General features: G+C 43.0%; 11 protein-coding genes, 1 tRNA gene, 2 rRNA genes, 1 other RNA gene and 1 other annotated feature (2 of these 16 running past the window's edge). Of the genes, 11 read left to right on the forward strand and 4 right to left on the reverse strand.

All coding sequences use genetic code 11. The annotated features are described in order from the left end of the window. Window positions 1–2,448, forward strand: a 23S ribosomal RNA gene (locus NST18_RS00055) (it extends 478 nt beyond the left edge of the window). Window positions 2,449–2,664: 216 nt separating this feature from the next. Further along, window positions 2,665–2,781, forward strand: a 5S ribosomal RNA gene (gene rrf / locus NST18_RS00060). A 20-nt stretch (window positions 2,782–2,801) separates the two neighbouring features. On the opposite strand, the gene NST18_RS00065 is transcribed toward rrf, so the two are convergent. Then, window positions 2,802–3,503, reverse strand: a complete 702-nt coding sequence (locus tag NST18_RS00065; protein WP_340721121.1) for a YaaC family protein — start codon at window positions 3,501–3,503, stop codon at window positions 2,802–2,804. Between the two features lie 116 nt (window positions 3,504–3,619). Here NST18_RS00065 and guaB point away from each other — a divergent pair, with 116 nt between their 5' ends. The 6 genes from guaB (at window position 3,620) to NST18_RS00095 (ending at window position 9,982) form a co-directional block, all read left to right on the forward strand. Continuing rightward, window positions 3,620–5,086 carry an IMP dehydrogenase gene (guaB, locus tag NST18_RS00070; protein ID WP_004888472.1) on the forward strand — a complete coding sequence of 489 codons (1,467 nt, stop codon included), beginning with the start codon at window positions 3,620–3,622 and terminating at the stop codon, window positions 5,084–5,086. Between the two features lie 141 nt (window positions 5,087–5,227). Continuing rightward, window positions 5,228–6,514 carry a D-alanyl-D-alanine carboxypeptidase family protein gene (locus tag NST18_RS00075; protein WP_051035120.1) on the forward strand — a complete coding sequence of 429 codons (1,287 nt, stop codon included), beginning with the start codon at window positions 5,228–5,230 and terminating at the stop codon, window positions 6,512–6,514. 212 nt (window positions 6,515–6,726) lie between these two features. Then, window positions 6,727–7,611 (forward strand): pyridoxal 5'-phosphate synthase lyase subunit PdxS, encoded by an 885-nt coding sequence (pdxS, locus tag NST18_RS00080; protein ID WP_004888477.1) that lies wholly within the window; start codon window positions 6,727–6,729, stop codon window positions 7,609–7,611. Window positions 7,612–7,629: 18 nt separating this feature from the next. Further along, entirely contained in the window at window positions 7,630–8,208 is a 579-nt protein-coding gene (gene pdxT, locus NST18_RS00085; RefSeq protein WP_064220485.1) for a pyridoxal 5'-phosphate synthase glutaminase subunit PdxT, read from the forward strand. A 56-nt stretch (window positions 8,209–8,264) separates the two neighbouring features. Beyond that, window positions 8,265–8,480, forward strand: a binding site (T-box leader). Window positions 8,481–8,532: 52 nt separating this feature from the next. After that, window positions 8,533–9,807, forward strand: a complete 1,275-nt coding sequence (gene serS, locus NST18_RS00090; protein WP_004888482.1) for a serine--tRNA ligase — start codon at window positions 8,533–8,535, stop codon at window positions 9,805–9,807. An 82-nt stretch (window positions 9,808–9,889) separates the two neighbouring features. Further along, window positions 9,890–9,982: transfer RNA gene (locus NST18_RS00095), tRNA-Ser, on the forward strand. 131 nt (window positions 9,983–10,113) lie between these two features. On the opposite strand, the gene NST18_RS00100 is transcribed toward NST18_RS00095, so the two are convergent. From NST18_RS00100 to NST18_RS00110, 3 genes are all read right to left on the reverse strand, one after another. Next, window positions 10,114–10,782 (reverse strand): deoxynucleoside kinase, encoded by a 669-nt coding sequence (locus NST18_RS00100; protein ID WP_064214272.1) that lies wholly within the window; start codon window positions 10,780–10,782, stop codon window positions 10,114–10,116. Next, entirely contained in the window at window positions 10,779–11,417 is a 639-nt protein-coding gene (locus tag NST18_RS00105) for a deoxynucleoside kinase (protein WP_004888485.1), read from the reverse strand. The genes NST18_RS00100 and NST18_RS00105 overlap by 4 nt, the downstream gene beginning before the upstream one ends. Window positions 11,418–11,695: 278 nt before the next feature. Beyond that, window positions 11,696–12,862, reverse strand: coding sequence for an IS256 family transposase (locus NST18_RS00110; protein WP_340721122.1), 1,167 nt, complete (start codon window positions 12,860–12,862; stop codon window positions 11,696–11,698). Window positions 12,863–12,993: 131 nt separating this feature from the next. Between NST18_RS00110 and tadA the strand changes: the two genes are divergently transcribed. The 3 genes from tadA to dnaX all read left to right on the forward strand — a co-directional run. Continuing rightward, complete coding sequence (gene tadA, locus NST18_RS00115) at window positions 12,994–13,464, forward strand: tRNA adenosine(34) deaminase TadA (protein WP_004888488.1); 471 nt, start codon at window positions 12,994–12,996, stop codon at window positions 13,462–13,464. 89 nt (window positions 13,465–13,553) lie between these two features. Further along, window positions 13,554–13,818: signal recognition particle sRNA large type (ffs, locus tag NST18_RS00120), an RNA gene on the forward strand. Between the two features lie 111 nt (window positions 13,819–13,929). After that, window positions 13,930–15,000: the 5' portion of a DNA polymerase III subunit gamma/tau gene (gene dnaX / locus NST18_RS00125; protein WP_004888489.1), read on the forward strand. It continues 609 nt past the right edge of the window; 1,071 of the gene's 1,680 nt are visible here — the first part of the coding sequence; its start codon is at window positions 13,930–13,932; the stop codon falls past the right edge of the window.

The raw sequence follows: 15,000 nt of genomic DNA on the forward strand, positions 1-15,000 counted from the left end.
CTCCCTAGTGACCGATAGTGAACCAGTACCGTGAGGGAAAGGTGAAAAGCACCCCGGGAGGGGAGTGAAAGAGAACCTGAAACCGTGTGCCTACAAGTAGTCAGAGCCCGTTTATGGGTGATGGCGTGCCTTTTGTAGAATGAACCGGCGAGTTACGATCTCGTGCGAGGTTAAGTCGAAAAGACGGAGCCGCAGCGAAAGCGAGTCTGAATAGGGCGTATAGTACGAGGTCGTAGACCCGAAACCAGGTGATCTACCCATGTCCAGGGTGAAGGTAGGGTAATACCTACTGGAGGCCCGAACCCACGCACGTTGAAAAGTGCGGGGATGAGGTGTGGGTAGGGGTGAAATGCCAATCGAACTTGGAGATAGCTGGTTCTCCCCGAAATAGCTTTAGGGCTAGCCTCGAGTTGAGAGTCTTGGAGGTAGAGCACTGATTGGGCTAGGGGCCCTCATCGGGTTACCGAACTCAGTCAAACTCCGAATGCCAATGACTTATACTCGGGAGTCAGACTACGAGTGATAAGATCCGTGGTCAAGAGGGAAACAGCCCAGATCACCAGCTAAGGTCCCAAAGTGTACGTTAAGTGGAAAAGGATGTGGAGTTGCTTAGACAACCAGGATGTTGGCTTAGAAGCAGCCACCATTTAAAGAGTGCGTAATAGCTCACTGGTCGAGTGACTCTGCGCCGAAAATGTACCGGGGCTAAACGTACCACCGAAGCTGTGGGACGACTTACGTCGTCGGTAGGGGAGCGTTCTAAGGGCGTCGAAGCTAGACCGGAAGGACTAGTGGAGCGCTTAGAAGTGAGAATGCCGGTGTGAGTAGCGAAAACAGAGGTGAGAATCCTCTGCACCGAAAGCCTAAGGTTTCCTGAGGAAGGCTCGTCCGCTCAGGGTTAGTCGGGACCTAAGCCGAGGCCGAAAGGCGTAGGCGATGGACAACAGGTTGATATTCCTGTACCACCTCCTCACCGTTTGAGCAATGGGGGGACGCAGGAGGATAGGGTCAGCGCGCGACTGGTTGTGCGCGTCCAAGCAGTTAGGCGCCTCAAGTAGGCAAATCCGCTTGAGTAGGCTGAGCTGTGATGGCGAGGGAAATAAAGTACCGAAGTGCCTGATTCCACACTGCCAAGAAAAGCCTCTAGCGAGGTGAGAGGTGCCCGTACCGCAAACCGACACAGGTAGGCGAGGAGAGAATCCTAAGGTGCGCGGGAGAACTCTCGTTAAGGAACTCGGCAAAATGACCCCGTAACTTCGGGAGAAGGGGTGCTCCCTCGGGTGAATAGCCCAGGGGAGCCGCAGTGAAAAGGCCCAAGCGACTGTTTATCAAAAACACAGGTCTCTGCGAAGCCGTAAGGCGAAGTATAGGGGCTGACACCTGCCCGGTGCTGGAAGGTTAAGGGGAGCGCTTAGCGCAAGCGAAGGTGCGAACCGAAGCCCCAGTAAACGGCGGCCGTAACTATAACGGTCCTAAGGTAGCGAAATTCCTTGTCGGGTAAGTTCCGACCCGCACGAAAGGTGTAACGACTTGGGCACTGTCTCAACGAGAGACCCGGTGAAATCATAGTACCTGTGAAGATGCAGGTTACCCGCGACAGGACGGAAAGACCCCGTGGAGCTTTACTGCAGCCTGATATTGAATGTTGGTGCGACATGTACAGCATAGGTGGGAGACTGAGAAGCCTGGACGCCAGTCTAGGTGGAGTCGCCGTTGGGATACCACCCTTGTCGTACTGAGATTCTAACCCGCACCCCTGATCGGGGTGGGAGACAGTGTCAGGTGGGCAGTTTGACTGGGGCGGTCGCCTCCCAAAGCGTAACGGAGGCGCCCAAAGGTTCCCTCAGAATGGTTGGAAATCATTCGAAGAGTGTAAAGGCAGAAGGGAGCTTGACTGCGAGACCTACAAGTCGAGCAGGGACGAAAGTCGGGCTTAGTGATCCGGTGGTTCCGAATGGAAGGGCCATCGCTCAACGGATAAAAGCTACCCCGGGGATAACAGGCTTATCTCCCCCAAGAGTCCACATCGACGGGGAGGTTTGGCACCTCGATGTCGGCTCATCGCATCCTGGGGCTGTAGTCGGTCCCAAGGGTTGGGCTGTTCGCCCATTAAAGCGGTACGCGAGCTGGGTTCAGAACGTCGTGAGACAGTTCGGTCCCTATCCGTCGCGGGCGTAGGAAATTTGAGAGGAGCTGTCCTTAGTACGAGAGGACCGGGATGGACGCACCGCTGGTGTACCAGTTGTTCCGCCAGGAGCACAGCTGGGTAGCTATGTGCGGAAGGGATAAGCGCTGAAAGCATCTAAGCGTGAAGCCCCCCTCAAGATGAGATTTCCCATCGCGTCAAGCGAGTAAGATCCCTTGAAGATGACAAGGTAGATAGGTCCGAGGTGGAAGCGTGGCGACACGTGCAGCTGACGGATACTAATCGATCGAGGACTTAACTAAGCACACAAGAAAAGCGAAGGCGACTGTCCAGCCACGAAGAACGCGAAAGGCCTGCGAGGAGGCTGTTGCCGCCACAGCAGGACTGAAGTGGTTCGAGGGGCTAGGAGCCGCAGCTAGACATCAAGAAAAGCTGAGAACGGTTCTTGACATAGTCAAGAAAAGCGAAGGCGACTGTTCTGTTATCTAGTTTTGAAGGAATTATCCTTCAATATATTGCTCGGTGACGATGGCGGAGAGGTCACACCCGTTCCCATCCCGAACACGGAAGTTAAGCTCTCCAGCGCCGATGGTAGTTGGCGGGACACCGCCTGCGAGAGTAGGACGTTGCCGGGCAAAGACTAGACCAAGACAATTTAGTCTTGGTCTTTTTTGCTATCTAATAAATAATGATACAAATATAGTGGTATTTTATGTTTGGTTACTTCTAAAAATTGTACAATAAAAGGATACGCATCGTTTGAATAACTATGAAGGAGATCGTACCACCATTCTGTTTCATAACGGCAAATCATGCTTAAATTATAAAGCAATAAATAGTGGGCAACGACTTCATGGGTATGTTTGCTGCGTTCGTTTACATGTTTAAAATATAGCTCAAATAAAGGAGTTAATTCCTCAATATGTTCTAACAGATCTTTCATACAAAACTTTTCTCCATATGCATGTTTCACATGAAACATTTTTTCAGAAAAATAAGTAAACAAACCATGTTTTTGAACTTTTACTTCGTCTTTAAAAAAATCATAGTTTTGCTTCTTTCTTTTTCTTGTTGATACCCCATGCGCTAAAACGGACGATGTTTTAGGATAGTCAGCGTGAATAGTTAATAAACAAGCTTTAAGAAGTTGAACATTTCCATAAAATAATAAAACAGGCTTAATCGCTAGCGGTGCTTCATGGGCGGTGTCGTAAAACTTTTTTCCGTGTTGCAAGTAATACATAAATGGATAACAATTATCATAGCTTTTCTTTTCAGCGTCTTCTCTTCCTTCTTGTTTGTACCGATCAAGTAAAAACTGTTGTGTAAAATTTGATGAATAAAACACTTCCCACATCGTGTACTCTCCTTAGTTAATTGATTGAATTATCGAACATTTTTATGTTTTCTTGACAGAAAAAAGCGAAGTTGATACTCTACTAATTAATATTTCCAAAGTGAGGGGGAAAAACGATGTGGGAAACAAAATTTGCGAAAGAAGGATTGACATTTGATGATGTTCTTTTAATTCCGGCGAAGTCAGAAGTGTTGCCACGTGATGTCGATCTAACGGTTGAGCTAAGTAAAACATTGAAATTGAACATCCCAATTATTAGTGCGGGAATGGATACGGTGACAGAGGCAGAAATGGCGATTGCGATGGCGCGCCAAGGAGGATTAGGAATTATCCATAAAAACATGTCGATTGAGCAACAGGCGGAACAAGTCGATAAAGTAAAGCGTTCAGAAAGCGGGGTAATTACCGATCCGTTCTTTTTAACCCCCGAACATCAAGTATATGATGCGGAACATTTAATGAGTAAATATCGTATTTCAGGCGTTCCGATCGTGAACAATGCTGAAGAACAAAAGCTTGTTGGAATTATTACAAATCGTGATTTACGTTTCATTCAAGATTACTCAATAAAAATTTCTGATGTCATGACAAAAGAAAATTTAATTACTGCCCCTGTTGGAACAACATTAGAAGAAGCAGAAAAAATTTTACAAAAGTACAAAATTGAAAAACTCCCTCTCGTTGACGATCAAGGTGTGTTAAAAGGGCTTATTACCATTAAAGATATTGAAAAAGTCATTGAATTCCCAAATGCAGCAAAAGACGCGAAAGGACGTCTTCTTGTTGGGGCGGCTGTTGGGGTGACATCAGATACGATGTTGCGCGTGAAAAAGCTTGTGGAAGCAAACGTTGACGTCATTGTAGTTGATACAGCCCACGGTCATTCTAAAGGAGTGCTTGAAACGGTACGGAAAATTCGCGACACTTACCCGACATTGAACATTATCGCTGGAAATGTCGCGACAGCAGAGGCGACAAGAGATCTAATTGAAGCAGGAGCAAATATCATTAAAGTCGGTATCGGTCCAGGATCAATTTGTACGACACGGGTTGTCGCAGGTGTCGGTGTTCCTCAAATTACAGCCATTTATGACTGTGCAACAGAAGCAAGGAAATATGGTGTTTCAATTATTGCTGATGGGGGAATTAAATATTCTGGTGATATTGTAAAGGCTTTAGCAGCTGGTGGACATGCGGTTATGCTCGGAAGCTTGCTTGCAGGTGTATCTGAAAGTCCGGGGGAAACAGAAATTTATCAAGGTAGACGATTTAAAGTATATCGCGGTATGGGATCAGTTGGAGCGATGGAAAAGGGAAGTAAAGACCGCTATTTCCAAGAAGATAATAAAAAATTTGTTCCGGAAGGCATTGAAGGAAGAGTACCTTATAAGGGGCCGCTTGCTGATACCATTTATCAACTTGTCGGTGGATTGCGAGCAGGAATGGGCTATTGCGGAACGAGAAATTTAGAAGAATTGCGAGAAAAAGCGCAATTTGTGCGCATGACTGGAGCAGGACTAAGAGAAAGCCATCCACATGACGTCCAAATTACGAAAGAAGCGCCAAACTATTCATTTATGTAGTAAATACATAGGCAGAGGTGGAAGATTCCTCTGTCTATTTTTTTTTACAAGAGTATGTTAAAATAACGGTTATGTAAAACAGAGTTGGAGGGTTTGAGCGTGAAAACATCGTACAAGAGCTTCATCATTTCCATTGTAGCAATGTTCTTATTTATGGCGACGTTACCGCAAAATATAAAAGCGGAAGAAGACGTGCTCAATATTGAAGCAGATGCCGCTATTCTCGTTGAAGCGGAAACAGGAAAAATTTTATACCAAAAAAATATTGATGCCGTTTTAGGGATTGCTAGCATGACAAAAATGATGACGGAGTATTTGTTGCTAGAGGCCATTCATGAAGGGCGCGTGAAATGGGATCAAGAATATGCAGTAAGTGAGTATGTATATCAAATTTCTCAAAAGCGCGATTTATCGAATGTTCCGTTAAGAAAAGATGGAAAATATACAGTACGTGAATTATACGAAGCAATGGCGATTTACTCGGCAAACGGGGCGACGGTTGCAATCGCAGAAATTGTTGGTGGTTCGGAAGCAAATTTTGTGAAGATGATGAATGAAAAAGCGCAAGAGCTGGGATTAAAAGATTACAAGTTTGTTAATGCAACCGGACTCAATAACAAAGATTTAGGGGGATTGCACCCAGCAGGTAGTGGAGATAACGAAGAAAACGTCATGTCTGCTCGTGCTGTAGCGACATTAGCATATCATTTATATCACGAGTTCCCGGAAATTTTAGAAACGGCAAGTATTCCCCGAAAGTATTTCCGAGAAGGAACAGATGACCAAATTAAAATGGATAACTGGAACTGGATGCTTCCGGGACTTATCGCAGCATATGAAGGTGTAGATGGTATAAAAACGGGATATACAGAGTTTGCAGGGTATTGCTTTACAGGTACAGCAGAGCGGAATGGTATGCGCTTTATTACCGTTGTGATGAATGCAAAAACGAATGGTAAGGGTACATATTTATCACGTTTTGAACAGACGAGAAAAATGTTAGACTATGCGTTTAGCAACTATACTGTGCAAAAGTTGTATCCAAAAGGCTATACGACGAAAAAACATAAAACAGTCATCGTAAAAAAAGGGAAAGAAAAAGAAGTTGCGATCGCGACAAAACAACCACTATCGCTTGTTATTAAACGCGGGGAAGAGAAAAAATATAAACCTGTTGTTGTTATTGAAAAAGAAACGTTAACAGCCCCTGTGAAAAAAGGTCAAAAAGTAGGATATATGTACGTGAAATATGAAGGAACAGACTACGGCTATTTAACGAAAGAAGGGGAAAAAGCAGCACAAGTTGACATCGTAACAAAGCGAGCTGTAGAGAAAGCAAATGGCTTTATTTTAGCGCTGCGCGCCATTGGTGAACTGTTTAGCGATATTTGGAGTGGTGCTTCAAATGCAATCAAAGGGTTATTTTAAAGCTCTCTTTTTGGAGGGCTTTAAAATTTTTATTATGATTTTTTGAAAAATTGAGTTAAAATAAAAAAATGTAGCTAGTGTTTCTACACTTTTACCTAGTAAAAACGTATGCTAGAATATGGATAGTGTACTGAAGTAATGAATAGTTGTCGTTAAACTGATTTTTCAGTACAATATCACAATAACGATATACATAATGGGAGGAATGAACGGTGGCGGTTACAGGTACAGAACGTGTAAAACGCGGAATGGCGGAAATGCAAAAAGGTGGCGTCATTATGGACGTCGTGAATGCAGAACAAGCGAAAATCGCAGAAGCAGCAGGTGCTGTTGCAGTGATGGCTCTTGAGCGCGTTCCAGCTGATATTCGTGCAGCTGGTGGTGTTGCCCGCATGGCTGATCCGACAGTTATTGAAGAAGTGATGAAAGCAGTATCTATTCCGGTAATGGCGAAGGCGCGTATCGGCCACTATGTGGAAGCGCGTGTATTAGAGGCGCTCGGCGTAGACTATATTGATGAGAGTGAAGTATTAACGCCAGCAGACGAAGAATTTCATATTGATAAACGTCAATTTACTGTGCCGTTTGTATGTGGCTGCCGTGATTTAGGTGAAGCAGCTCGTCGTATCGCTGAAGGAGCATCGATGCTTCGTACAAAAGGTGAACCGGGCACAGGAAATATTGTTGAAGCTGTTCGCCATATGCGTAAAGTAAACGCGCAAGTGCGTAAAGTCGTCAGCATGAGTGAAGATGAATTAATGACGGAAGCGAAAAATTTAGGTGCACCGTTTGAAGTGTTGTTAGAAATTAAACGTCTTGGTCGTCTTCCTGTCGTTAACTTTGCAGCAGGTGGTGTTGCGACACCAGCGGATGCAGCATTAATGATGCATTTAGGTGCTGATGGTGTATTTGTTGGTTCTGGTATTTTCAAATCAGAAAACCCTGAAAAATATGCACGTGCTATCGTAGAGGCGACAACTCATTATGAAGATTACGAATTAATTGCCCACTTATCAAAAGGATTAGGTGGAGCGATGAAAGGGATTGATATTTCTTCGTTGCTTCCTGAACAACGGATGCAAGAACGCGGATGGTAATGTAAAGGAGCAATGAATATGGTGAAAATAGGAGTATTAGGATTGCAAGGGGCCGTACGTGAACATGTACGGTCGATTGAAGCGTGTGGTGCAGAAGCGGTAGTGATTAAAAAGGTCGAGCAATTGACACAGATTGATGGTCTTATCATTCCAGGTGGGGAAAGTACGACGATGCGTCGTTTGATGGATAAATACGGCTTTATTGAACCGCTGAAGCAATTCGCAGGCGAAGGGAAGCCGATGTTTGGAACGTGTGCAGGCTTAATCATTTTAGCGAAAAAAATTGTTGGTTACGATGAGCCGCATCTCGGTTTAATGGATATTACGGTTGAACGCAACTCGTTCGGTCGCCAGCGTGAAAGCTTTGAAGCATCTTTATCTATTAAAGGAGTCGCGGATGACTTTATTGGTGTATTTATTCGAGCTCCGCACATTGTATCTGTAGGAGCCGATGTTGATGTGCTTGCGACATATGAGGATCGCATTGTCGCGGCAAGACAAGGACAATTTTTAGGATGTTCGTTTCATCCAGAATTAACAGACGACCATCGTATGACGCAATACTTTATCAACATGGTGAAAGAGACAAAAGAATAAACGGGTTGCATTTTGTTTAAACTTATAGTACATTATTTCCAAGAAAATGATATGAAGAAAAAGCGATGACAGGAACTAGTAGCAAGCCCTCTTCCTTTCAGAGAGCCGATGGTTGGTGTGAATCGGCAGGAATGACTTGTGAATCCATCCTGGAGCGAAATGCTGAACACGTCCAGTTAGTAAGCATTTCCGGTGAGAACCGTTATATTTCTCGAGTGGAAGACATATGTCTTCAACTAGGGTGGCAACGCGGGAATACTCTCGTCCCTTTCTTCTGGGACGGGAGTTTTTTATTTACTAAACAAATGTAAAGGAGGAATTGCGATGTTAGACTTACGATTTTTACGTGCCAATTTTGAAGAAGTAAAACAAAAACTTCAACATCGTGGTGAAGACTTAACTGATTTTGAACGATTCGAGCAGCTCGATCGCCGTCGTCGTGAGTTGATTGCACAAGCGGAGGAATTAAAAAATAAGCGCAATGATGTGTCACAACAAATTGCTTTATTAAAACGCGAGAAAAAAGACGCGGATCATCTCATTGCTGAAATGCGCCAGGTTGGTGATCGAATTAAAGTACTTGATGATGAATTGCGCGAAGTAGAACAACAGCTTGAAACATTGCTTTTATCCATTCCAAACATTCCACATGAATCTGTTCCGATTGGTGAATCAGAAGACGACAATGTGGAAATTCGCAAATGGGGTGAACCACGTTCATTTTCTTTTGAACCGAAACCACATTGGGAAATTGCTGATCAACTTGGTATTTTAGATTTTGAACGAGCAGCAAAGGTGACAGGAAGCCGATTTGTGTTTTATAAAGGTCTTGGAGCGCGCTTAGAACGTGCGTTAATTAACTTTATGTTAGATTTACATGTTGAACAACATGGATATGAAGAAGTTCTCCCGCCATACATCGTTAATCGGACAAGCATGACGGGAACGGGGCAACTTCCAAAGTTTGAAGAAGATGCGTTTCGTATTGAAAGTGAAGACTACTTTTTAATTCCAACAGCAGAAGTTCCTGTGACAAACTTACATCGCGATGAAATTTTATCAGCAGATGATTTGCCGATTAAATATGTTGCATATAGTGCATGTTTCCGTTCGGAAGCGGGATCAGCAGGAAGAGATACACGCGGATTAATTCGTCAACATCAGTTCAATAAGGTAGAGCTTGTGAAATTTGTAAAACCAGAAGATTCTTATGAAGAACTTGAAAAGTTAACGAATGATGCAGAGCGTGTTTTACAACTATTAGGTCTGCCATATCGTGTAATGAGCATGTGTACAGCTGATTTAGGTTTTACTGCAGCAAAAAAATATGACATTGAAGTATGGTTACCAAGCTACGGCACATACCGTGAAATTTCTTCTTGCAGCAATTTTGAAGCGTTTCAAGCTCGCCGCGCAAATATTCGTTTCCGTCGTGATCCAAAGGCGAAGCCAGAACATGTGCATACGCTAAACGGATCTGGTTTAGCCATCGGACGAACTGTTGCAGCGATTTTAGAAAATTACCAACAGGAAGATGGAACGGTAGTTATTCCAGAAGTACTTCGACCATACATGGGAGGAAAAGAAGTTATTTCATAGGGGGAGAAAGTTTGCCCCCCTTTTCTTTATAAAAAGTGTTGACATGTCGTGATGGTTATGATAATTTAATACATGTCGATACGGAGGAGTACCCAAGTCTGGCTGAAGGGGTCGGTCTTGAAAACCGAGAGGCGTCGAAAGGCGCGCGGGGGTTCGAATCCCTCCTCCTCCGCCATTATTCGAATATCCATAAACCACAGCGCATAAAATGGAGATTGTTTATCGGATAATTCGTTACATATCGTAACGAATTTTTGTTTTATGTGAAAAAATGAAAGGATGTCCCAAAAACAACTGGGAACATCCTTATTTTTTTAACTTGCGATACTGTTCAATCATGTATCCAATTTTTGCAACGATCGGCTCGATCGATTCGGCATCGCGAATAATGTCATATTCATTAATGTTAATACGCAAAACAGGACAAGCGTTAAAGCTATTGATCCATCTCTCATATCTTTCATACATTTCTTTCCAATATTCGGTTGGTGTCTGCTGTTCCATTGGACGACCGCGCTCACGAATGCGTTTAATAATTTCCTCAAAACTTCCTTCTAAGTAAATAAGCAGATCAGGATGAGGGAAATACGGAGTCATGACCATTGCTTCAAATAAACTCGTATACGTCTCGTAGTCAACTTTCGACATCGTTCCTTTTTCGAAATGCATCTTTGCAAAAATACCTGTATCTTCGTAAATGGAGCGATCTTGGACAAATCCTCCTCCGTATTCAAAAATACGCTTTTGTTCTTTGAATCGTTCAGCGAGAAAGTAAATTTGAAGGTGAAAGCTCCAACGTTTAAAATCAGCGTAAAATTTATCTAAATAAGGATTTGTATCTACTTTTTCAAAAGAAGTGCGAAATTGAAGCGCATCAGCTAACGCTTTTGTCATCGTTGATTTTCCGACACCGACCGTTCCAGCAATGGTAATGACAGCATCGCTTGGGATATGATATTTTTCTCGTAAGTTCATTGTTCTAAGCTCCTTTTGAGAACAGATTGCAGTTCATTTAAAATATAAAATCGATCTTTGTCATTATGAACGAAGTCGAGTTCATCTCCATTAAATCGCAATACAGAAATGTGGGGGTGGTCTTGTTCAAATTGTTCTATTGCTTGTTCATAAGCATGAGATAGTTGTTGTAAATAGTTCGGATCAATGTTTTTTTCAAATTCGCGACCCCGCATAGCAATACGCTCTAACAACGTGTGTAATGAAGCATGCAAATAAATAACAACGTTTGGTTTTGGCATATCGCTTGTTAAAATGTCATAAATTCGTACATACTTTTCGTACTGTTTTCCTTTTAACGTTTGCTTAGCAAAGATTAAGTTTTTGAAAATATGGTAGTCAGCTACAACCGGTTTCCCATTGTTTAAAAACTTTTTTTCGACATCTTCTAGCTGTTTATAGCGATTACATAGAAAAAACATCTCTGTTTGGAAACTCCATTCTTCGATGTTTTCATAAAATTTACCTAAAAAAGGATTTTCATCAACAATTTCTTTTAATAGCTCATATTGAAAATGGGTTGAGATGACCTTAGCTAATGATGTTTTTCCAACACCAATTGGGCCTTCCACAGTAATAAAGGGCACGCGGGACATTGTGTAACCTCCTTCGGGTGAAACCGTCTGTGTAGACAGACAAAATTTATTTTAACATAAAATGATTAGTATGTATGTTGCTTTTTTGTTTTGATATACTTTATAGATGATAAAAAGGGGTACCGTCAAGAATTTTGTGTAATGTAAAATAGATAGGGTATCTCTGAAATAGATTTAGAATAGAGGGGAGACTGGTTTCCTCCACACAAGAGACTGAATATTCAGTCTCTTGTGTGGAAAGGGAGAATCCCCTTATTTTGTTTATTTACAATATTTGGTTAATTGTAACGTTCTTCAAACATTCGTTGAAGGGCTTCATGTGCTTCGGCAAATCCTCGCAACTTTCGCCCTGCCCATTTCTCATTAAAATCTTGGATGGTCAAATACACGACTTTTTCCGCGGCTTCTAAACTGCTCAAACTGTTCATCGGTTTTAGACGTTTCCGAATCTCCTTGATCGTTCGTTCAATGGCATTCGTCGTATAAATCACACTTCGAATACTGCTTGGATAATCCATAAATGTAAGGAGAACATCCAACTCATTGGCCCAAGATTGAACTTCTCTCGGATACTTGCTTGACCATTTCGACTCAAACTGTTGAAACATTTGTAACGCCATCTCCTTATTCGGCGCGCGATAAATCAGTTTGAGATCCTCTGCCACTTCAAATTGATCTTTTTTTCGAACACGGCTGAGGGTGTTACGGACTTTGTGAACGACACAACGCTGCACATCGGCTTTCGGATAAACCGCCTTAAAGGCTTCCTCCAACCCCGGTAGTCCATCGAATACGCCCAGAAGCACTTCCTTGACGCCTCTTTGATAGAGGTGTTGAAGGATTTCCTGCCATACATAGGCGCTTTCTTGTCCTCCCACAAAGAAATCAAGAATTTCGCGATATCCTTCTTCGTTCACCCCTAACACCACATAAATGACTTCTTTCTCCACGGTTTCGCGACGAAGTTTTACGTATAAACCATCCAAATATAAAGCCGAATAACGCTGATGTAGAGGACGATTGTGCCATTTCTCGATGTCTTCCTTCACTACATCGGTAATACGACTGATTGTCGTTGGAGAATAGGCATTTCCTAAAATTCGTTCGATAAACTTGCCAATTTCCCTCGTACTCATGCCACTTTGATACATTTTGATGACGGCTTCCTCGAGCCAACCAGTATGACGTTGGTAAGGGGCAAACAGCTGCGTTTGAAATTCCCCATTTCGATCTCTTGGGACCAAAAGGCCTTCAATTCGGCCATATTGCGTATCTAGATTTCGTTGATAGTAGCCGTTTCTCATATTCGATGTTCCGGCCTGTTCGATTTCGAGGAAATGTTTGATTTCTTCCCGCATGATCAGTTCTAATTTTTCCTTTACAAACTGACGAATGACACTTTCCAGTTGATTTGCCCAGTCGACATTCGGTATACTTTTGGACATAGGTAGGGTTCTCCTTTCTCTGGAATATTTGGGTTCAATCAGAGAATACCCTACCTTTTTTCTTTTGGTCTAGCAAAATGCTTTACACAAAATTTTATACATCATCTAAAAAGGTACGGGAGTTTCAAAAGATGAGAAATGATGAGTATTACATGCATTTAGCGATCGAAGAAGCAAAGAAAGCAGAAAAAATAGGAGAAGTGCCTATCGGTGCTGTTATTGTATATAACGACCAAGTGATTGCGCGAGCCCATAATTTGCGCGAACGGGATCAACGCTCGATTGCTCATGCGGAGCTTTTGGCCATTGATGAAGCATGTCGAAAACTAGGCACGTGGCGACTAGAACAAGCAACGTTGTATGTGACGTTAGAACCTTGTGCCATGTGCGCTGGGGCAATTGTTCTGTCTCGGATCAAACGCGTTGTATTTGGGGCAAGCGATCCGAAAGGGGGATGTGCAGGGACATTAATGAATTTATTACAAGAATCGAGATTTAATCACCAATCGGAGGTTGTTAGCGGGGTATTAGCTGAACAATGTGGCGACCTATTGAGTCAGTTTTTTCGACGTTTGCGTCAGCAAAAAAAAGAGAAAAAATAGATGTAATTCCAATTAAATTCCATTGTGTAGTCGTTGCAATTTGGATGAAAAAGAGATATACTTATACTTGCGTTAGAGATAACGCATTGCCGTGCTAAGCGGGGAGGTAGCGGTGCCCTGTACTCGCAATCCGCTCTAGCGAGGCTGAATTCCTTCTTTAGGCTAGTTTGCTGTAGAGTCTGCCTAGAGTAAGTGGTGTTGACGTTTGGGTCCTGCGCAATGGGAATCCGTGAACCCTGTCAGGTCCGGAAGGAAGCAGCAGTAAGCGGACAATCCCATGTGCCGCAGGGGTGCCTGAACCGAGCTAACTACTCTAGTAACGTTTATGGCAGCTAGTCGACAGAAGGTGCACGGCAATTTACATAAATGGGATCGAAAGCACTTGCCTAGGAGGCAAGTGCTTTTTTCATACGTTTTTTAATGATATAATAAATGGGATACGAGGACAAAGAGGAGGGCAGTTTCGTGAGTTATAGAGCTTTATATCGTGTTTTTCGGCCACAAAGCTTCAAAGATGTTGTCGGTCAAGAACACGTCACAAAAACGTTGCAAAATGCCCTGCTTCAACAAAAGATTTCACATGCATATTTATTTTCTGGTCCACGTGGGACAGGAAAAACAAGTATAGCTAAAATTTTCGCTAAAGCGGTAAACTGCGAGCATCGTCCAACAGCAGAGCCATGCAACGAATGTCCGACTTGTTTAGGCATTATGAACGGTTCGATTTCAGATGTGTTAGAGATTGACGCAGCATCAAATAACGGAGTAGATGAAATTCGTGATATTCGCGATAAGGTGAAATTTGCTCCAACCTCAGCACCTTATAAAGTGTATATTATCGATGAAGTGCATATGTTGTCCATCGGGGCGTTTAATGCATTATTAAAGACATTGGAGGAACCACCGAAACATGTCATTTTTATTTTAGCGACAACAGAGCCTCACAAAATTCCGTTAACGATCGTTTCTCGATGTCAGCGGTTTGATTTTCGGCGCATTGAGCTCAAATCCATCGTTTCACGTTTAAAAACGGTTGTTGCTGAAGAAGGTATAGATGTAGAGGAAGAAGCATTGTTTGCAATTGCGCGTGCTGCTGATGGTGGAATGCGTGATGCGTTAAGCTTGCTTGATCAAGCCATTTCTTTTAGTGATGACCGGGTGTTGCTTGAAGATGTGTTAGCGGTTACAGGCGCTGTCTCACAGCGGAAAATTGCTGATTTAATTTACGCGATGTATGAAAAGAAGACGGTTGAGGCGTTACGCCTTTTTCAAGATTTAATGGAACAAGGGAAAGATCCGAACCGTCTCGTCGAAGATTTAATTTATTATTACCGAGATATGCTTTTATATAAAGCAGCGCCACAGCTTGAGGATGTGACGCATCGTGTGCTTGTTGATGAGCGATTTCGAGAGCTTTCTGACATGATTCCGACATCGTTCATATATGAAGCGATCGATTTGTTAAGCAAAAGCCAACACGATATGCGTTTGACAAATCATCCACGTATTCATATGGAAGTCACGATCGTAAAACTT

Origin of the sequence: Anoxybacillus sp. FSL W8-0104 (genome assembly GCF_038004465.1) — a bacterium.
Lineage (GTDB): Bacteria > Bacillota > Bacilli > Bacillales > Anoxybacillaceae > Anoxybacillus > Anoxybacillus flavithermus_G.